Raw genomic sequence first — 14,293 nt, forward strand, 5'->3', positions numbered from 1 at the left:
CAGTTCAGGGCACCTCATCGGGGTGCGCCGCCTACCCTTGCCCTGTGAACGAGATGCCCCGGGATCACCGGCCAGCCAAGTCCATTCGCGTCCTGCTCGCCGAGGACCAGGGCATGATGCGGGGAGCGCTCGCGCTGCTGCTGGGGATGGAGGCGGACATCGAGGTGGTCGCCCAGGTGTCCGCCGGGGACGCGATCGTGGACGCGGTGCTGACGCACCGCCCCGATGTGGCGCTGCTGGACATCGAGTTGCCCGGGATGAGCGGGCTGGACGCCGCCGCCGAACTGCGCGGGCAGGCCCCCGACTGCCGGGTGCTGATCCTCACCACCTTCGGCCGGCCCGGCTATCTGCGGCGGGCCATGGAGGCGGGGGCGGCCGGCTTCCTGGTCAAGGACGGCCCCGTGGAGGAGTTGGCGGAGGCCGTCCGGCGGGTGCTGACCGGCGAGACCGTCATCGATCCGGCGCTCGCCGCGGCGGCACTGAGCGCGGGCCCCAATCCGCTCACCGCCCGCGAGTGCGACGTGCTGAAGGCGTCGGTGGACGGCGCCACCGTCGCCGACATCGCCGACAGGCTCCACCTGTCCGAGTCGACCGTCCGCAACTATCTCTCCTCCGCCATCGGCAAGACGGGCACCCGCAACCGCATGGAGGCGATGCGGGAGGCCCGTCAGCAGGGATGGCTGTGATCCCGGCAAAGGAGGCCGCGGTCTTCCGGCGAGGGGCGGGTCACTCGGTCACGTTCACCGCCTTGTAGTTCTTCCCCTCCGGCGCCAGGCAGACGAACCAGTCGGACGGGGAGCCGTCCACCGGGCGGATCAGATCCTCGACGTCCGAGGTGAGGCCCGTGCCCGGGGCGGCTCGCCCGGCGTCGATCGTCGTGCCGTCGTCCCAGGTGCAGGTGACCCGCTCCGCGGTGGTCGCGACCTTGCCGATCACGAGCCGCTGGGACGCCGAGTCCTTGTCGGGTGCCCCGGTCGACAGCGGCATGGAGTACGCCTGGACGTCCGTGCCCGTGAGCGCGTCGCCCTTCTCGACGGCCCCGTCGATCACCGTCGACGGGGCGCCGTCGCCCACCGTGAGGCGCACGAAGAGCCATCCCTTGCCGACGAGGTCCGCGGCCACGCGTGCTCCGGTGGGAGTGACGCCGTACTCGCCCATCTGCGAACGCTGGTACTGCGCCTCCGCGATGTCCTTCGGCGCTCCCCAGACGTCCACGGTGACCGACCACTTCTTGCCGTGGTCCGTGCCCCTGGCCACGGAGCTCCGCTGCGGCTCGAACACATGCCGCTGGTCGCTCGTGGCGGGCCGGGTGGCGGCGGGGGCGACCTGTCCGCCGTCACCGCCGAACGACCCGGCGAGCGCCAGGGTGCCCGTCGAACCGGCGACCACCAGGGCCGCCGCGGCGGCGACCGCCCAGCGGCGGGCCCTGCGGCGCCGGCCGCCGCGGACCACGGCCTGGTAGGGGGCTATGCCGATCTCGACCTCGTCGGCAGCCTCGGCCAGCAGGAGGGCGATGTCCGTGTGCGTCATGTCGCTGTTCGTCTCCCGGTCCGCGCTCATCACTTCCGCCCTCCATTGGTCACCAGCTCCGCCAGGCCCGGTATGGCGCGCAGTTTCGCGATCCCCTTGGCCGCGTTGCTCTTCACCGAACCGACCGAACAGCCCATCGCCTCGGCCGCCTGGGTCTCGCTCAGGTCCTCCCAGTACCGCAGGACCACCGCCTCGCGCTGGCGCGGGGGCAGTTCGGCGAGGGCCTTGAGCAGGGCGCCGCGGTCGTCGGCCTGGGCCATCCGGTCACCGCTGTCGGCCAGTTCGCGGGTGAGGCCCGAGTCGTCCTTCGGCGCGAGGAACTCCTTGAGGCGTCTGCGGTGCCTGCGGGAATGCGCGTTGATCATCACGCGTCGTACGTAGGCCTCGGGCTCGTCAGCCGAGCCGACCCTGCGCCAGGCCACGAAGACCTGTTCGAGCGTCGTCTGGACCAGGTCCTCCGCGGCGTGCTGCTCCCCCGTCAGGAGAAATGCCGTACGCATCAGCCGCGGCCAGCGGCCGACGACGAAGTGCTGGAACTCCTCGTCCCGAGCCTGTTTCCGATCCCCCATGGGCACCTCCTAGATGTCTTATGGAGTCCACGAGGGCCGGATTCCGTTGCCTCGGGCCCGGAAGATCTTCCGCCCCGTCTCCAGGGCCCGGCAGACGTCACGTCCAGGACCGGCAACCCTGGCGTCTCGGGCCCGGCAGCCCCACCGCCTCAGACCCGGCAGACGTCACGCCCCGGACCTGGCAACCCTGGCGTCTCGGGCCCGGCAGCCCCGCCACCTCAGGCGGCCCGGGAGATCTTCCGCGGCAGCCACAGCAGCATCAGCAGCGCCCCGCCCAGCAGCAGGAACCCGCTGGTGCGGAACGCCAGGGCGTACCCGGCGGTGAGCGCCTCACCCGAGGTGCTGCCGCCCGTGCGGGCCGCCGCGATCGTCGACATGACCGCGAGACCGAGCGAGCCGCCCATCACCCGGGAGGTGTTGACCAGCCCGGACACGAGTCCGGCGTCGCCCGGTGCCGCGCCCGAGGTGGCGAGCGCGGCGAGCGGTGTCGCGGCCAGACCCGCGCCGGCCATCATCATCAGGCCCGGGAACATGATCGCCGTCAGGTACCCGCCGTCCGCCGTCATCATGGCCTGCCAGCCGAAGCCGGCCGCGGCCACCAGCGTGCCGACCGCCGCCACGTTGCGTGCGCCGACGACCGGCATGAGGCGCGGCGCCAGCTTCGAGCCGAGGACGACGGCGAGGGAGCTCGGCACCAGGGCGAGCCCGGCGCCGAGCGGCGTGTAGCCGAGGACGTTCTGCGCGTAGAGCGTCATGAAGAACCACATGCAGAACATCGCGGAGCCGCACACGAACATGGCCGCGTTCGCCGACGACACGGACCGCAGCGTGAACAGTTTCAGCGGCATCAGCGGCGCCTTCGTCCGGGCCTCGACAAGAAGGAACAGGCCGATGAGCGCGAGTCCGGCGGCGAGCGGGGCGAGGGTCGCGGCGGCCGTCCACCCCTCGGCCTCCGTCTGCACGACGCCGTACGCCACGGTCGCGAGGCCCGCGGTCACCAGCAGCGCGCCCGGCAGGTCCAGACGCCGTCCGTCGCCGGCCCGGCTCTCCACGAGCATGGACGCCGCCCCGGCGAGCAGCACCGCGCCGAACGGCACGTTGATGAGGAGCACCCAGCGCCATGACAGGCCGTCGACGAGGAGTCCGCCGACGAGTCCGCCCGCCGCGCCGCCCCCGGCGCCGACCGCGGTCCAGGTCGCTATCGCCCGGGCCCGGGCGGGCCCCTCCGGGACGGTGGACGTCAGGATGGTGAGGGTCGAGGGGGCGAGCACCGCGGCCCCCAGTCCCTGCGCGGCCCGCGCGGTCAGCAGCTGCCAGCCCTCCTGGGCGAGACCGCCACCGAGCGAGGCCACGGTGAACAGCGCGAGCCCCACCAGGAACATCCGCTTGCGTCCGTACAGGTCGCCGGCCCGGCCGCCGAGCAGCATGAACCCGGCGAAGGCGATCGAGTAGGCGTTCACCACCCACTGCAGTCCCGGCGCGCTCAGGCCCAGGTCGGCGCGCATGGAGGGCAGCGCCACGTTGACCACGGACACGTCGAGCACGACGAGGAACTGTCCGGCGCACACGAGTGCGACCACCAGCCAGGTCGGCGGTGCGGTGCGTACGGATACGGGGGTGTCCTGCGCGGCTCTGAGCATGGGCGTCATGCTCTCAACCGGCCTGCGCCCCTTGCATCGGGATTTCGCCGCACGCGTCCGTAGGCCACGGGACCTAGGACCCGCCCGGCCCTCCGCGACGGCGCCCGCCGCACAGGCCCTCGCCCTCCGGCGGTGCCTCCGCGCTCAGTCCGTGGCGCGCAGCAGGGTCACCACCGCCGCGCCGCCCAGTCCGATGTTGTGGGCGAGTCCGACCCGGGCGCCGGGAACCTGCCGCGGCCCCGCTTCCCCGCGCAGCTGCCACACCAGTTCCGCCGCCTGCGCGATGCCGGTGGCGCCGAGCGGATGGCCCTTGGAGATCAACCCGCCGGAGGGGTTGACCACCCAGCGTCCGCCGTACGTCGTGGCGCCGGACTCGACGAGTTTGCCGGACTCCCCCTCCCCGCACATGCCGAGCGCCTCGTAGGTGAGCAGTTCGTTGATGGAGAAGCAGTCGTGCAGTTCGACCACGTCGACGTCCTCGATGCCGAGCCCGGACCGTTCGTAGACCTGGCGCGCGGCCTCGCGGGACATGGGCTGTCCCACGACGTCGATGCAGGAGCCGGAGGCGAAGGACGCCTCGGTGTCGGTGGTCATCGCCTGCGCCACGATCTCCACGGCCCGGCCGGCGAGCGCGTGCCGCTCGGCGAACCGTTCGGACACGACGACGGCCGCGGCGGCGCCGTCCGAGGTGGGTGAACACTGGAGCTTGGTCAGCGGCCGGTGCACGACCCGGGAGGCGAGGATCTCGTCGACGTCGTACACGTCCTGGAACTGCGCGTTGGGGTTGTGCGCGGAGTGCCGGTGGTTCTTGGCGCCGACGGCGGCGAGCTGCGCCTCGGTCGTGCCGTAGGCCGCCATGTGCTCGCGTGCCGCGTCGCCGAAGATCTGCGCGGTGGGCGGGGACATCTCGAAGCCGTGCCGGGCGGCCATGATTCCGTAGTGCCGGGCCACCGGGGAGGTCTTGAAGTCGCCGCCGTCCGCCCCGCCGCCGAGCGCGCCGCGTTTCATCTTCTCGAAACCGAGCGCGAGGACGCAGTCCGAGACTCCGCCCTCGACGAGCTGCCGTGCCAGCATCAGGGCGCTGGACCCGGTGGCGCAGTTGTTGTTGACGTTGTAGACGGGGACCCCGGTCAGGCCCAGTTCGTAGGCGGCGCGCTGTCCCGCGGTGGAGGGCTGGAAGCAGTACCCGACGGGGACCTGTTCCACGAGCTCGTAGCCGATCCCGGCGTCGGCGAGGGCGGCCGTGCCCGCCTCCCGGGCCATGTCCCAGTACTGCCACTCGCGGGTCTCGGGCTTCTCGAACCTGGTCATGCCGACTCCGGCGACGTACGCCTTCATGCGTTCCTCCTGGGTCCGTGGGGTCGGTCCGTGGGTCAGTCCCTGGGCAGGCCGAGGATGCGCTCGGCGACGACGTTGAGCTGGACCTGGGTGGTGCCGCCCGCGATGGTCAGGCAGCGGGAGAGCAGGAATCCGTGCAGGGCGCGCTCACCGGCGCGCTCGCTCACCGCGCCGGCCGGGCCGAGGAGTTCGAGTGCCAGCTCGGCGACCTTCTGCTGGTGCGCGGTCTGCACCAGTTTGCGCACGGAGGCGCCGGCGCCGGGGTCGACTCCGGACACCTGCCGCAGGGTGGTGCGCAGTCCGACGCAGGCCAGGGCGTGCGCCTCGGCGAGGAGGGCGCCGAGGCGCGCTCCGCCGATCTCGTCGGCGCGGTCGAGCAGGGCCTCCAGGCCGGTGTCGAAGGTCAACTGGTCGGCCATGTGGACGCGTTCGTTGCCGAGGGTGTTGCGGGCGACCCGCCAGCCGTCGTCGACCTCGCCGACGACGGCGTCCGCGGGCAGCAGGACGTCGTCGAAGTGGACCTCGTTGAAGAGGGAGTCCCCGGTGATCTCCTTCAGCGGGCGGATGCCGATGCCGTCGGTGTTCTTCATGTCGACGACGAAGTAGGTGAGCCCCTTGTGCTTGGGGGCCGCCGGGTTCGTGCGGGCGAGGAGGATCCCGTGGTCGGCCCACTGTGCCGCGCTCGTCCACACCTTCTGCCCGTTGACGCGCCAGCGTCCGTCGGGGGTGCGTTCGGCGCGGGTGCGCAGGGCGGCGAGGTCGGAGCCGGCGTCGGGCTCCGAGAAGAGCTGACACCACAGCAGGTCGCCGCGCAGGGTGGGCAGGAGGTAGCGCTCGCGTTGCCGCTCGGTTCCGTAGGCGATGAGGGACGGTACGACCCAGGTGGCGATGCCCAGGTCGCTGACGCGCACGCCCGCCGCGTCCAGTTCCTGCTGCACGGCGAGCTGTCGCACGGGGCCCGCGCCGAGTCCGTACGGCGGGGGCAGGTGCGGGGCGGCGTGGCCGGTGGGGGCGAGCAGTCTGCGGGCGGCGGCCGGGTCGAGCCCGCGGGCGGCGCCGACGGTCTCCCGGGCGCTCTCCCGGTACCCGGCCGCCTCGGGCGGCAGTTCCAGGCGCAGCGGGCGGCGGGTGCCGTCCCGTGCGATCCGGGCGGCCCGGTCCAGGTGGAAGTCGCCGGTCCCGAGCAGTTGCCGCGCCACCACCGCCCGGCGCAGGTACAGGTGGGCGTCGTGTTCCCAGGTGAACCCGATGCCGCCGAGGATCTGGATGCAGTCCTTGGCGCACGAGTAGGCCGCTTCGAGTGCGGTGCCGGCGGCGAGCGAGCAGACCAGCCCGCGCACGGCGTCGGGTCCCCGGGCCGCGCGGGCCGCGTCCCAGGTGAGGGCCCGCGCCTGTTCGACGCGCACGAGCATGTCGGCGCACAGGTGCTTGACGCCCTGGAAGCGGCCGATGGGCCGGCCGAACTGTTCGCGGACCGTGGCGTGCCGGGTGGCGGTGTCCAGGGCCCAGGCGGCCGTGCCGCAGGCGTCGGCGGCCAGGAGCACGGCGGCGAGGTCGCGGACCCGGGCGGTGTCGACGCCGAGGACGTGCTCGGCGGGGACCCGCACCCCGTCGGCGCGTACCTCGGCGGTGGCCCGTGTCGGATCGGCGCTCTCGTGGGGCCGTACGGCGAGCCGGCAGGTGTCCACGACGAGCCATACGGTGTCGCCCGCGGGGGCTGCCGCGCTCCCGGAGGTCGTCGCGGCCAGGACGAGGAGGTCGGCGTCGGCGCCCGCCAGTACGGGCGGTGCGGTCCCGTCGAGGCGGTACCCGCCGTCGGCCGCCGGTGTGGCGGTCAGCGTGCCCGTGCCGAACGCCACGGCGCCGATGCGCTCCCCGGTGCCGAGGGCCCGCACGAGGTCGTCCCGTCCCGCGAGCAGCTCCGCGGCGAGGACGCTCGCCACGTACGGTCCCGGCAGCGCCGCCCGCGCGGTCTCCTCCACGACGACGGCGAGGTCGACGAGGTCCCCGCCGCCGTGCGGCTCGGGCAGGTGCACGGCGAGCAGGCCCTGTCCGGCGATGCCGTCCCAGTAGGCCGGTCTGCCGGTGCCCGGGGCGTCGAGGCGTTTGCGTACTTCTTCGGGGGGCACGGCGCGGGCGATCCAGCCGCGTACGGCGTCGGCCAGTTCCCGCTGCTCCGGTGTGATCCCGATGCCCATGCGTGCCTCCCGCGCCCCAAGATGCGCGCCAGACTAGAACACGTTTCATTCTGACGGTAGGTCAGATACCCATGAGAGGGTCAAGGATTCGTTAGTACGCCGAAGCATCGGAATAGTTGCCCAGGCACACCGGGTTTCTCCTACACGTATCCGCGCGCGGATGACGTGGTGACGCGGCCCGCACTGCGCGCCCCCGCCCCCCGACCCGCACGGAACACCGACTTCCGTATCCGTCCGAGCCACCCGCACCCGTACGGACACACCGACCCCGGTCCGCGCACCGACGCGGACGACCGCACTTCGTTACGGCCTGGAGGCCCCACGCAATGACGCACACGACGACCGACCAGCCCACGCGGAGGCCGAGCGGCACGACCGTGCCGGTGCTCGCCTTCGCGGGCATCGTTGTCGCGGTGATGCAGACCCTGCTCGTCCCGGTCATCAAGGACCTGCCGACGCTGCTGGACACCTCGCCCAGCAACGCCACCTGGGTCCTGACCTCTACCCTGCTCTCCGGCGCCGTGGCCACCCCGATCATGGGCCGCCTCGGCGACCTCTTCGGCAAGCGGCGCATGCTGCTCACCAGCCTGGCCGTCATGGTGGTCGGCGCCCTGGTCAGCGCCCTGACCAGCACCCTGCTGCCGATGATCGCCGGCCGCACGCTCCAGGGCTTCGCCATGGGCGCGATCCCCCTCGGCATCGGCCTGATGCGCGACATGCTGCCCCGCGAGAAGCTCGGCTCCGCGATGGCGCTGATGAGTTCCTCGATCGGTGTCGGCGGCGGCCTCGCGCTGCCCGCCGCGGCCCTCGTCGCCCAGCACGCCGACTGGCACGCCCTCTTCTACGGCGCCGCCGGACTCGGCGTCCTCTCGATCGCCCTCACCCTCCTCGTCGTGCCCGAGTCCCCGATGCGCGCCGAGGGCACCTTCGACGTCCTGGGCGCGCTCGGCCTCTCCGCCGGACTCGTCCTCTTCCTGCTGCCCATCACCAAGGGCAGCGACTGGGGCTGGAGCTCGTCCACCACGCTCGGCCTGTTCGCCGCGTCGGCCGCCGTCCTGGTCCTGTGGGGCGTGATGGAGCTGCGGCTGAAGGCCCCGCTGGTCGACCTGCGCACCACCGCCCGTCCCGCGGTGCTGTTCACCAACCTCGCCTCGATCATGGTCGGCGTCTCCTTCTACGTCGTCTCGCTGGTCCTGCCGCAGCTGCTCCAGCTGCCGAAGTCCACCGGCTACGGCCTCGGCCAGTCGATGGTCGTCGCCGGCCTGTGCGTGGCGCCGCTCGGCCTGACGATGATGTTCACCGCACCCGTGTACGCCCGCCTGTCCGCCAAGTACGGCCCGAAGGTCACGCTGATCATCGGCATGCTGATCATCGGGGTCGGCTACGGCGCGGGCCTCGGCCTGATGAACGCCGCCTGGCAGACCATCGTGATCTCGGTCGTCCTCGGCGCGGGCATCGGTCTCGCCTACTCCTCGCTGCCCGCGCTGATCGTCGGCTCCGTCCCGGCGTCGGAGACCGGCGCGGCCAACGGCCTGAACACGCTGATGCGGTCCATCGGCACCTCCGTGTCGAGCGCCGTCATCGGCATGGTGCTGGCCAACACCGCCCACCACGTCGGCCCCGTCGCCGTCCCGACCATGCACGGCTTCCGGGTGTCCTTCGCCATCGCCACCGGCGCCGTGGCGGTCGGCCTGCTCATGGCCCTGTTCCTGCCCGGCCGCCGCCGGGCGACCAAGCCGCAGCTGGTGGCCAGCAGCGAGGAGGACGCCGCGCTGGAGCGGGCGCACGAGCTCCTCGGCGGCTTCCACGGCCGGGTCCTGAACGCCGACGGCGCCCCGGTCGCCCGCGCCAAGGTCACGCTGATCGACCGGCGTGGCCGCCAGGCGGGCGCCACGCTCTCCGCCGAGGACGGCCGCTACGCGCTGGCTGTGCCCTCCGAGGGCGCGTACGTCCTGGCCGCCCGCGCCGCGGGCCACGGCCCCCTCGCCTCGTCGGCCACGCACGCGGGCGACGCGCGCCCCGTCGAGGTGGACCTGGCCCTGCCGGGCGAGAGCGTCCCCGCCTAGCTAGCGGGTTTCGTTTGGATCAGCCCGGGTCCGCGACTCCCGGCACGGCACCTCGCCGCGTTGTCGGACCCGAGTACGCCCAGCACGCGGATGATCCTCCGCCTCGCGATGCACCGCACCGGACGCCGCGGCCCGATCCGACCTGATCCAAACGAAACCCCCTGGCGGAACGAACGGCACACCTCTCCCGCACACCCCCGCCGCCGTCGCGGCGGGGGTGTGCGGCACCATGGGGCGCCGACAGACCCGCACCCCCTGGAGGAACCCCATGCCCGCGGCACCCAAGCCGGAGATCCTCGCCGCCTTCGAGGCCGCGAAGGGGTTCATGCCCGTCGGCGAGGGGCTCGCGCTGTACGAGGCAGCCGTCGAGGCCGGGCGGCTCGGGCTGCCCCTCCTGGAGGTCGGCACGTACTGCGGGCGCTCCACGATCCTGCTCGCCGACGCGGCGCGTGAGGCCGGGGTGACCGCGATCACCGTCGACCACCACCGGGGCAGCGAGGAGCAGCAGCCCGGCTGGGAGTACCACGACCCGGACACCGTCGACCCGCAGGTGGGGCGGATGGACACGCTGCCCACCTTCCGCCGCACCCTGCACCGGGCCGGCCTGGAGGACCACGTGGTCGCGGTGGTGGGCCGCTCCCCGCAGATCGCCGCGTTCTGGCGCACGCCCCTCGGTCTCGTCTTCGTCGACGGCGGCCACACGGACGAGCACGCGAACGGCGACTACGAGGGCTGGGCGCCGCACGTCGCCGAGGGCGGCCTCCTCGTGATCCACGACGTGTTCCCCGACCCGGCCGACGAGTTCACCGGCCAGGCCCCGTACCGCGTGTACCTCAGGGCCCTGGGGTCCGGCGCGTTCACCGAGGTCTCGGCGACCGACTCGCTGCGCGTCCTGCGGCGGACCGGAGCGGGCATCTGAGGCCGCCGCCGCGGGGGCCCCTCCCCCGCACCGCCGACGGCCCGCACGGAGTCGACAGCAGCCATGTCCGCCGTGCAGACCGTGGACGGCCGCTAGGGTGGCAGGCGTGTCGTACGTAGGCCCTGACTTCGATCCGCCCCAGCCGCGCCGTCCCCGGCGTGGACCGCTCACCGTCGCACTCGCCGCGCTCGTGCCGGGCGCGCTGGCCGGATGGCTGGTGTGGCAGGCCGTGGGCGACGACTCGGGAGGCGGTTCCGGCAAGGCGGCCGGAGCCTCGACGGCGGCGCCCTCGTCCGCCTCCCCCGAGGCGTCCGCGTCCCCGACGGCCGACGGCAAGGCGAGTTCGCCGGCCGCGTCGTCCCCGGCCGCGAAGCCCTCCACGTCCCGGCCCGCCGCCTCCGGCTCCCTCAAGGGCAAGGTCGTCGTCATCGACCCGGGGCACAACGCGGGCAACTTCCAGCATCCGTCCGAGATCAACCGCAAGGTGAACATCGGCACGAACTGGAAGGAGTGCGACACCACCGGCACCTCCACCAACGCGGGTTACACAGAGGCGAAGTTCACACTCGACGTCGCCCGCCGGATGCGGACGATCCTCGAACAGCAGGGCGCCACCGTGAAGTTCACCCAGGACGGCGACCGCTCCTGGGGTCCCTGCGTCGACGAGCGGGCCCGGATCGGCAACGAGGCGCACGCCGACGCGGCCGTCTCCATCCACGCGGACGGATCGGCGACCGGCAACCGCGGATTCCATGTGATCCTGCCGGCCGCGGTGCACGCGGGCACCGCGGACACCCGCCCGATCGCCGCCCCTTCCCGCGACCTGGGCGAGCGCATCGCCGGCCTGTTCGTCCGCGAGACGGGCAGCGCGCCATCCAACTACATCGGTGACGGCACCGGTCTGGTGACGCGTAAGGACCTTGGCGGTCTCAATCTGTCAACGGTTCCCAAGGTGTTCATCGAGTGCGGCAACATGCGCGATAGCAAGGACGCGGCGCTGCTGACCAGTGGCGCGTGGCGGCAGAAGGCGGCGCGTGGGATCTCTGAGGGAATCGTGAGTTTCCTGCGCGGGTAGTGATCGGCGGACGGAACCCGGCGGACACCCAGATCGGACGGGCGATAGTGTCGTCCCTACGATGAGGGGCCACCCCCGCGCTTCACACCGAGGCCCGACGGCGACACCATGACGGCGACACGGTGACAGCGACGCCTCCACCGATGACGAGACGACTGACGAAGGACCTGAAGTGAATATCCGCTCCCTCACTAGAGGCGACGGCGTGGTGATCGGAGCAGCGGTGTTGCTGTTCATCGCGTCGTTCCTCGACACGTTCGACGGCCGCGGCAGCGACGTTCCCAACGCCTGGGACAACCTGGGCCTCGTGATGAGCATGTACGTCGCCGGCATCATCGGTGCGGCCCTCATCGTCGTCGCCCGGGCGCTCCCGCAGCCGCGGAAGATCATCGGCCTCGACCTCGGCCAGCTCGGGGTGGCCCTGACGATCTTCGCCGCGTGGACCTCGTTCTGGACGATCCTCGACCCGCTGGGCGCCTTCAGCGACACCTTCGGCAGCTCGGACGTCGACACGGGCTCGGGCCTGATCCTCGGCCTGCTCGCCGCGCTCGTGCTGGCCGGTGCCGCCATCGCCACCCCCCTCGTCCCCGCCCTCAAGGCGGCCCTCGTCGGCGCTCCGCGTCCGGCCGCGCCGCAGCCGTACGGCGGTCAGCCGCAGGGTGGTTACGGCTACCCGGGCGCCCAGCAGCCGGGGCAGCAGCCCTACGGCGGCCAGCCGCAGGGAGCGCCGTTCGGCGGTCCGTCGCAGCAGCAGCCCGCGCCGTCGCAGCAGCAGCCCGCCTCGGACTTCTCGCCGTTCTGGTTCGCCGTGCCGGTGGCGCGTCCGCTGTTCGGCGAGGACGGTTCGCAGACGCCGATCGCCGAGCTGGCGCCGGGCACCTGGTACCTGGCCGTCGAGCAGCGCGGTGCCACCCTGGTGGCGCAGACGCAGGACGGCCGTCGCGGTGTCCTGCAGGACACGTCGGGGATCCAGCGCGGCTGAACCCCGCACCCGTACACCGGACCACGGCCCCTCGCCCTTCACGGCGGGGGGCCGTTGTCGTACAGTCGCAGGCGCGGAACATCTCCTGACGGTCCGTCAGATACTGGGTTCTGGAGGCGACATGCGGCTCGGTCTCGCACTCGGCTACTGGGGACGCGGCCCGTCCGCGGACCATGTGCCGCTCGCCCAGGAGGCCGAGCGGCTCGGCTACCACTCGGTGTGGACCGCCGAGTCCTGGGGCTCCGACGCCTTCACCCCGCTCACCTGGATCGCCGCACACACCTCCCGCATCCGGCTCGGCACCGCCGTCGCGCAGATGGCGGCCCGCTCCCCCACCACCACCGCGATGCACGCGCTCACCCTCGACCACCTATCCGGCGGGCGCATGATGCTCGGTCTCGGCCTGTCGGGACCACAGGTCGTCGAGGGCTGGTACGGACGTCCGTTCCCGAAGTCGCCGCTCACCGCCACCCGGGAGTACGTCGACGTCGTCCGCCAGGTGCTCCGCCGTGAAGGGCCCGTCGAGCTGGACGGACGCTTCCACGCCCATCCCTACCGCGGGCCCGACGGGACCGGCCTCGGCAAGGCCCTGAAGCCCATCACGCACCCACTGCGCGCCGGCCTGCCCGTGCTGCTCGGCGCGGAGGGGCCGAAGAACGTCGCGCAGACCGCACGGATCGCGGACGGCTGGCTACCGCTGTACTGGGCGCCGACGCGCCCCCAGGCGTACGAGGCGTCGCTGGACGGGCTGCGGGACGGCTTCCTCGTCGCCCCCATGGCCCGTGCCCACGTCTGCGACGACCTCGCCGAGGGGCTGCTGCCCGTCAAGGCGATGCTCGGCTTCTACATCGGCGGGATGGGACACGCGGCCCGCAACTTCCACGCCGATCTGATGGCGCGCATGGGGTACGAGGAGGAGGCGCGCCGGATTCAGCGGCTGTTCCTCGAAGGGCGCCGGGAGGAGGCCGTCATGGCCGTCCCGGACGCCTTCGCGGACGAGATCTCCCTCGTCGGTCCCCGCGAACGCATCGCGGAGCGCCTGGAGTTGTGGCGCAAGGGCCCGGTGACCGACCTGCTCGTCCTGTCACCGGACCGGCACACGCTCCGGGTGCTCGCGGACCTGAACGCCTGACGGGGCGCGGTACTGTCCGGTGGCCGGGCGCGGGGCGCCCGGCCACCGGACGTGGGGGACGGCGGTGCTCAGCCGCCGGTGAGCTGTGAGCCGGACGGGACCTGGTTCTTGACCTCGGCGCCCGCGCTCTTTCCGGCGTCCTTCACCTGGTTGATGATGTCGTTGAAGGTGTTCGCGACGGCGTCGGTGGAGTCGCCCTTGCGGAGCTTGGCGGGCAGGTCCTTCAGCGACTCGATGCCCGCGGCGAGCGGGGCGACGGCCTTGGAGAGCGTGGGGTCGCCCTGGGCGTTCTTCAGGGCGGCCTTCAGCCGGTTGTAGGCGAACGCGCCCGCGAGGCCCGCCTTGATGAGGGTGAACTTGCGGCCGCTTGCGCCCTTCTTGAACTTGCCCGCCTTCCAGGGCTTGTAGATCCACTGGTAGGTGGCGCCGGCGGCGAGGCCCGCGTTCGCCACGAACCGCGTCTTGGCGAGCTTCTGTTTCTGCGCGGTGGCCGACGGACTCGCGGTCTTGCCGGACGCCGAGGGGCTCGGGGTCTTCGCGGGCGCCGAGGGGGTCTCGGTGGCGGCCGCGGGGATCGCGACCCTGGTGCCCTTCGCGTTCGCACCGCTGGTGCACGCGGTGCCGCCCGCGATCAGGGTACAGCTGAGGGTGAGCGCCACGACGAGGCGCCGTATCGGTACAGGCACGGGGTCCTCCGGGGCAGGAGCGGTGCTCCCTGGTCCAGTGGTCCTCCCCGGTCATGGGAGAACACGGCTCTCCCCGCCAGCGTCACCCCGCGCGGGACGTTGCGCCACTTGGACGAATCGGTTCAGGTTTCATACACGATTGCGCGGCAACCCGCAGG

At 72.7% G+C, this 14,293-nt stretch carries 12 protein-coding genes; 6 read left to right on the forward strand and 6 right to left on the reverse strand.

All coding sequences use genetic code 11. From position 1 onward, the window contains the following. Nucleotides 1-53 precede the first annotated feature (53 nt). The gene (locus BKI49_RS10525; protein ID WP_095933965.1) at nt 54-686 is read left to right on the forward strand and encodes a response regulator transcription factor; all 633 of its coding nucleotides are present in this window, start codon (nt 54-56) and stop codon (nt 684-686) included. Between the two features lie 40 nt (nt 687-726). Here BKI49_RS10525 and BKI49_RS10530 read toward each other — a convergent pair whose 3' ends face one another. From BKI49_RS10530 to BKI49_RS10550, 5 genes are all read right to left on the reverse strand, one after another. Further along, complete coding sequence (locus tag BKI49_RS10530; RefSeq protein WP_179332394.1) at nt 727-1,560, reverse strand: hypothetical protein; 834 nt, start codon at nt 1,558-1,560, stop codon at nt 727-729. Next, a complete protein-coding gene (locus BKI49_RS10535; protein ID WP_095933967.1) occupies nt 1,560-2,099 on the reverse strand; it encodes a SigE family RNA polymerase sigma factor in 540 nt (179 codons plus the stop codon). The genes BKI49_RS10530 and BKI49_RS10535 overlap by 1 nt, the downstream gene beginning before the upstream one ends. 218 nt (nt 2,100-2,317) lie before the next feature. Continuing rightward, a complete protein-coding gene (locus tag BKI49_RS10540) occupies nt 2,318-3,748 on the reverse strand; it encodes an MFS transporter (protein WP_095933968.1) in 1,431 nt (476 codons plus the stop codon). A gap of 135 nt (nt 3,749-3,883) precedes the next feature. Beyond that, nucleotides 3,884-5,077, reverse strand: coding sequence for a lipid-transfer protein (locus BKI49_RS10545; protein WP_095933969.1), 1,194 nt, complete (start codon nt 5,075-5,077; stop codon nt 3,884-3,886). A gap of 35 nt (nt 5,078-5,112) precedes the next feature. Beyond that, complete coding sequence (locus tag BKI49_RS10550; protein WP_095933970.1) at nt 5,113-7,275, reverse strand: acyl-CoA dehydrogenase family protein; 2,163 nt, start codon at nt 7,273-7,275, stop codon at nt 5,113-5,115. A 326-nt stretch (nt 7,276-7,601) separates the two neighbouring features. Here BKI49_RS10550 and BKI49_RS10555 point away from each other — a divergent pair, with 326 nt between their 5' ends. The 5 genes from BKI49_RS10555 to BKI49_RS10575 all read left to right on the forward strand — a co-directional run bounded on the left by BKI49_RS10555 (nt 7,602) and on the right by BKI49_RS10575 (nt 13,449). Beyond that, complete coding sequence (locus BKI49_RS10555) at nt 7,602-9,341, forward strand: MFS transporter (RefSeq protein ID WP_095933971.1); 1,740 nt, start codon at nt 7,602-7,604, stop codon at nt 9,339-9,341. A gap of 268 nt (nt 9,342-9,609) precedes the next feature. Continuing rightward, nucleotides 9,610-10,260 (forward strand): class I SAM-dependent methyltransferase, encoded by a 651-nt coding sequence (locus tag BKI49_RS10560; protein ID WP_095933972.1) that lies wholly within the window; start codon nt 9,610-9,612, stop codon nt 10,258-10,260. Nucleotides 10,261-10,366: 106 nt separating this feature from the next. Further along, nucleotides 10,367-11,335 (forward strand): N-acetylmuramoyl-L-alanine amidase, encoded by a 969-nt coding sequence (locus BKI49_RS10565; protein WP_095933973.1) that lies wholly within the window; start codon nt 10,367-10,369, stop codon nt 11,333-11,335. A gap of 172 nt (nt 11,336-11,507) precedes the next feature. Then, the gene (locus BKI49_RS10570; RefSeq protein ID WP_095933974.1) at nt 11,508-12,317 is read left to right on the forward strand and encodes a DUF5336 domain-containing protein; all 810 of its coding nucleotides are present in this window, start codon (nt 11,508-11,510) and stop codon (nt 12,315-12,317) included. A 121-nt stretch (nt 12,318-12,438) separates the two neighbouring features. Then, a complete protein-coding gene (locus BKI49_RS10575) occupies nt 12,439-13,449 on the forward strand; it encodes an LLM class F420-dependent oxidoreductase (RefSeq protein ID WP_095933975.1) in 1,011 nt (336 codons plus the stop codon). Nucleotides 13,450-13,517: 68 nt separating this feature from the next. Here BKI49_RS10575 and BKI49_RS10580 read toward each other — a convergent pair whose 3' ends face one another. After that, a complete protein-coding gene (locus BKI49_RS10580; RefSeq protein ID WP_095933976.1) occupies nt 13,518-14,135 on the reverse strand; it encodes a hypothetical protein in 618 nt (205 codons plus the stop codon). Nucleotides 14,136-14,293 lie beyond the last annotated feature (158 nt).

The organism is Streptomyces sp. Tue6028, assembly GCF_002300165.1.
GTDB classification, from domain to species: Bacteria; Actinomycetota; Actinomycetes; order Streptomycetales; family Streptomycetaceae; genus Streptomyces; species Streptomyces siamensis.

Excerpts from the sequence above, each read along its gene's own strand:
- BKI49_RS10525 (WP_095933965.1), top strand. The coding sequence starts at position 54 with ATGCCCCGGGATCACCGGCCAGCCAAGTCCATTCGCGTCCTGCTCGCC.
- BKI49_RS10530 (WP_179332394.1), bottom strand. The coding sequence starts at position 1,560 with ATGAGCGCGGACCGGGAGACGAACAGCGACATGACGCACACGGACATC.
- BKI49_RS10535 (WP_095933967.1), bottom strand. The coding sequence starts at position 2,099 with ATGGGGGATCGGAAACAGGCTCGGGACGAGGAGTTCCAGCACTTCGTC.
- BKI49_RS10540 (WP_095933968.1), bottom strand. The coding sequence starts at position 3,748 with ATGACGCCCATGCTCAGAGCCGCGCAGGACACCCCCGTATCCGTACGC.
- BKI49_RS10545 (WP_095933969.1), bottom strand. The coding sequence starts at position 5,077 with ATGAAGGCGTACGTCGCCGGAGTCGGCATGACCAGGTTCGAGAAGCCC.
- BKI49_RS10550 (WP_095933970.1), bottom strand. The coding sequence starts at position 7,275 with ATGGGCATCGGGATCACACCGGAGCAGCGGGAACTGGCCGACGCCGTA.
- BKI49_RS10555 (WP_095933971.1), top strand. The coding sequence starts at position 7,602 with ATGACGCACACGACGACCGACCAGCCCACGCGGAGGCCGAGCGGCACG.
- BKI49_RS10560 (WP_095933972.1), top strand. The coding sequence starts at position 9,610 with ATGCCCGCGGCACCCAAGCCGGAGATCCTCGCCGCCTTCGAGGCCGCG.
- BKI49_RS10575 (WP_095933975.1), top strand. The coding sequence starts at position 12,439 with ATGCGGCTCGGTCTCGCACTCGGCTACTGGGGACGCGGCCCGTCCGCG.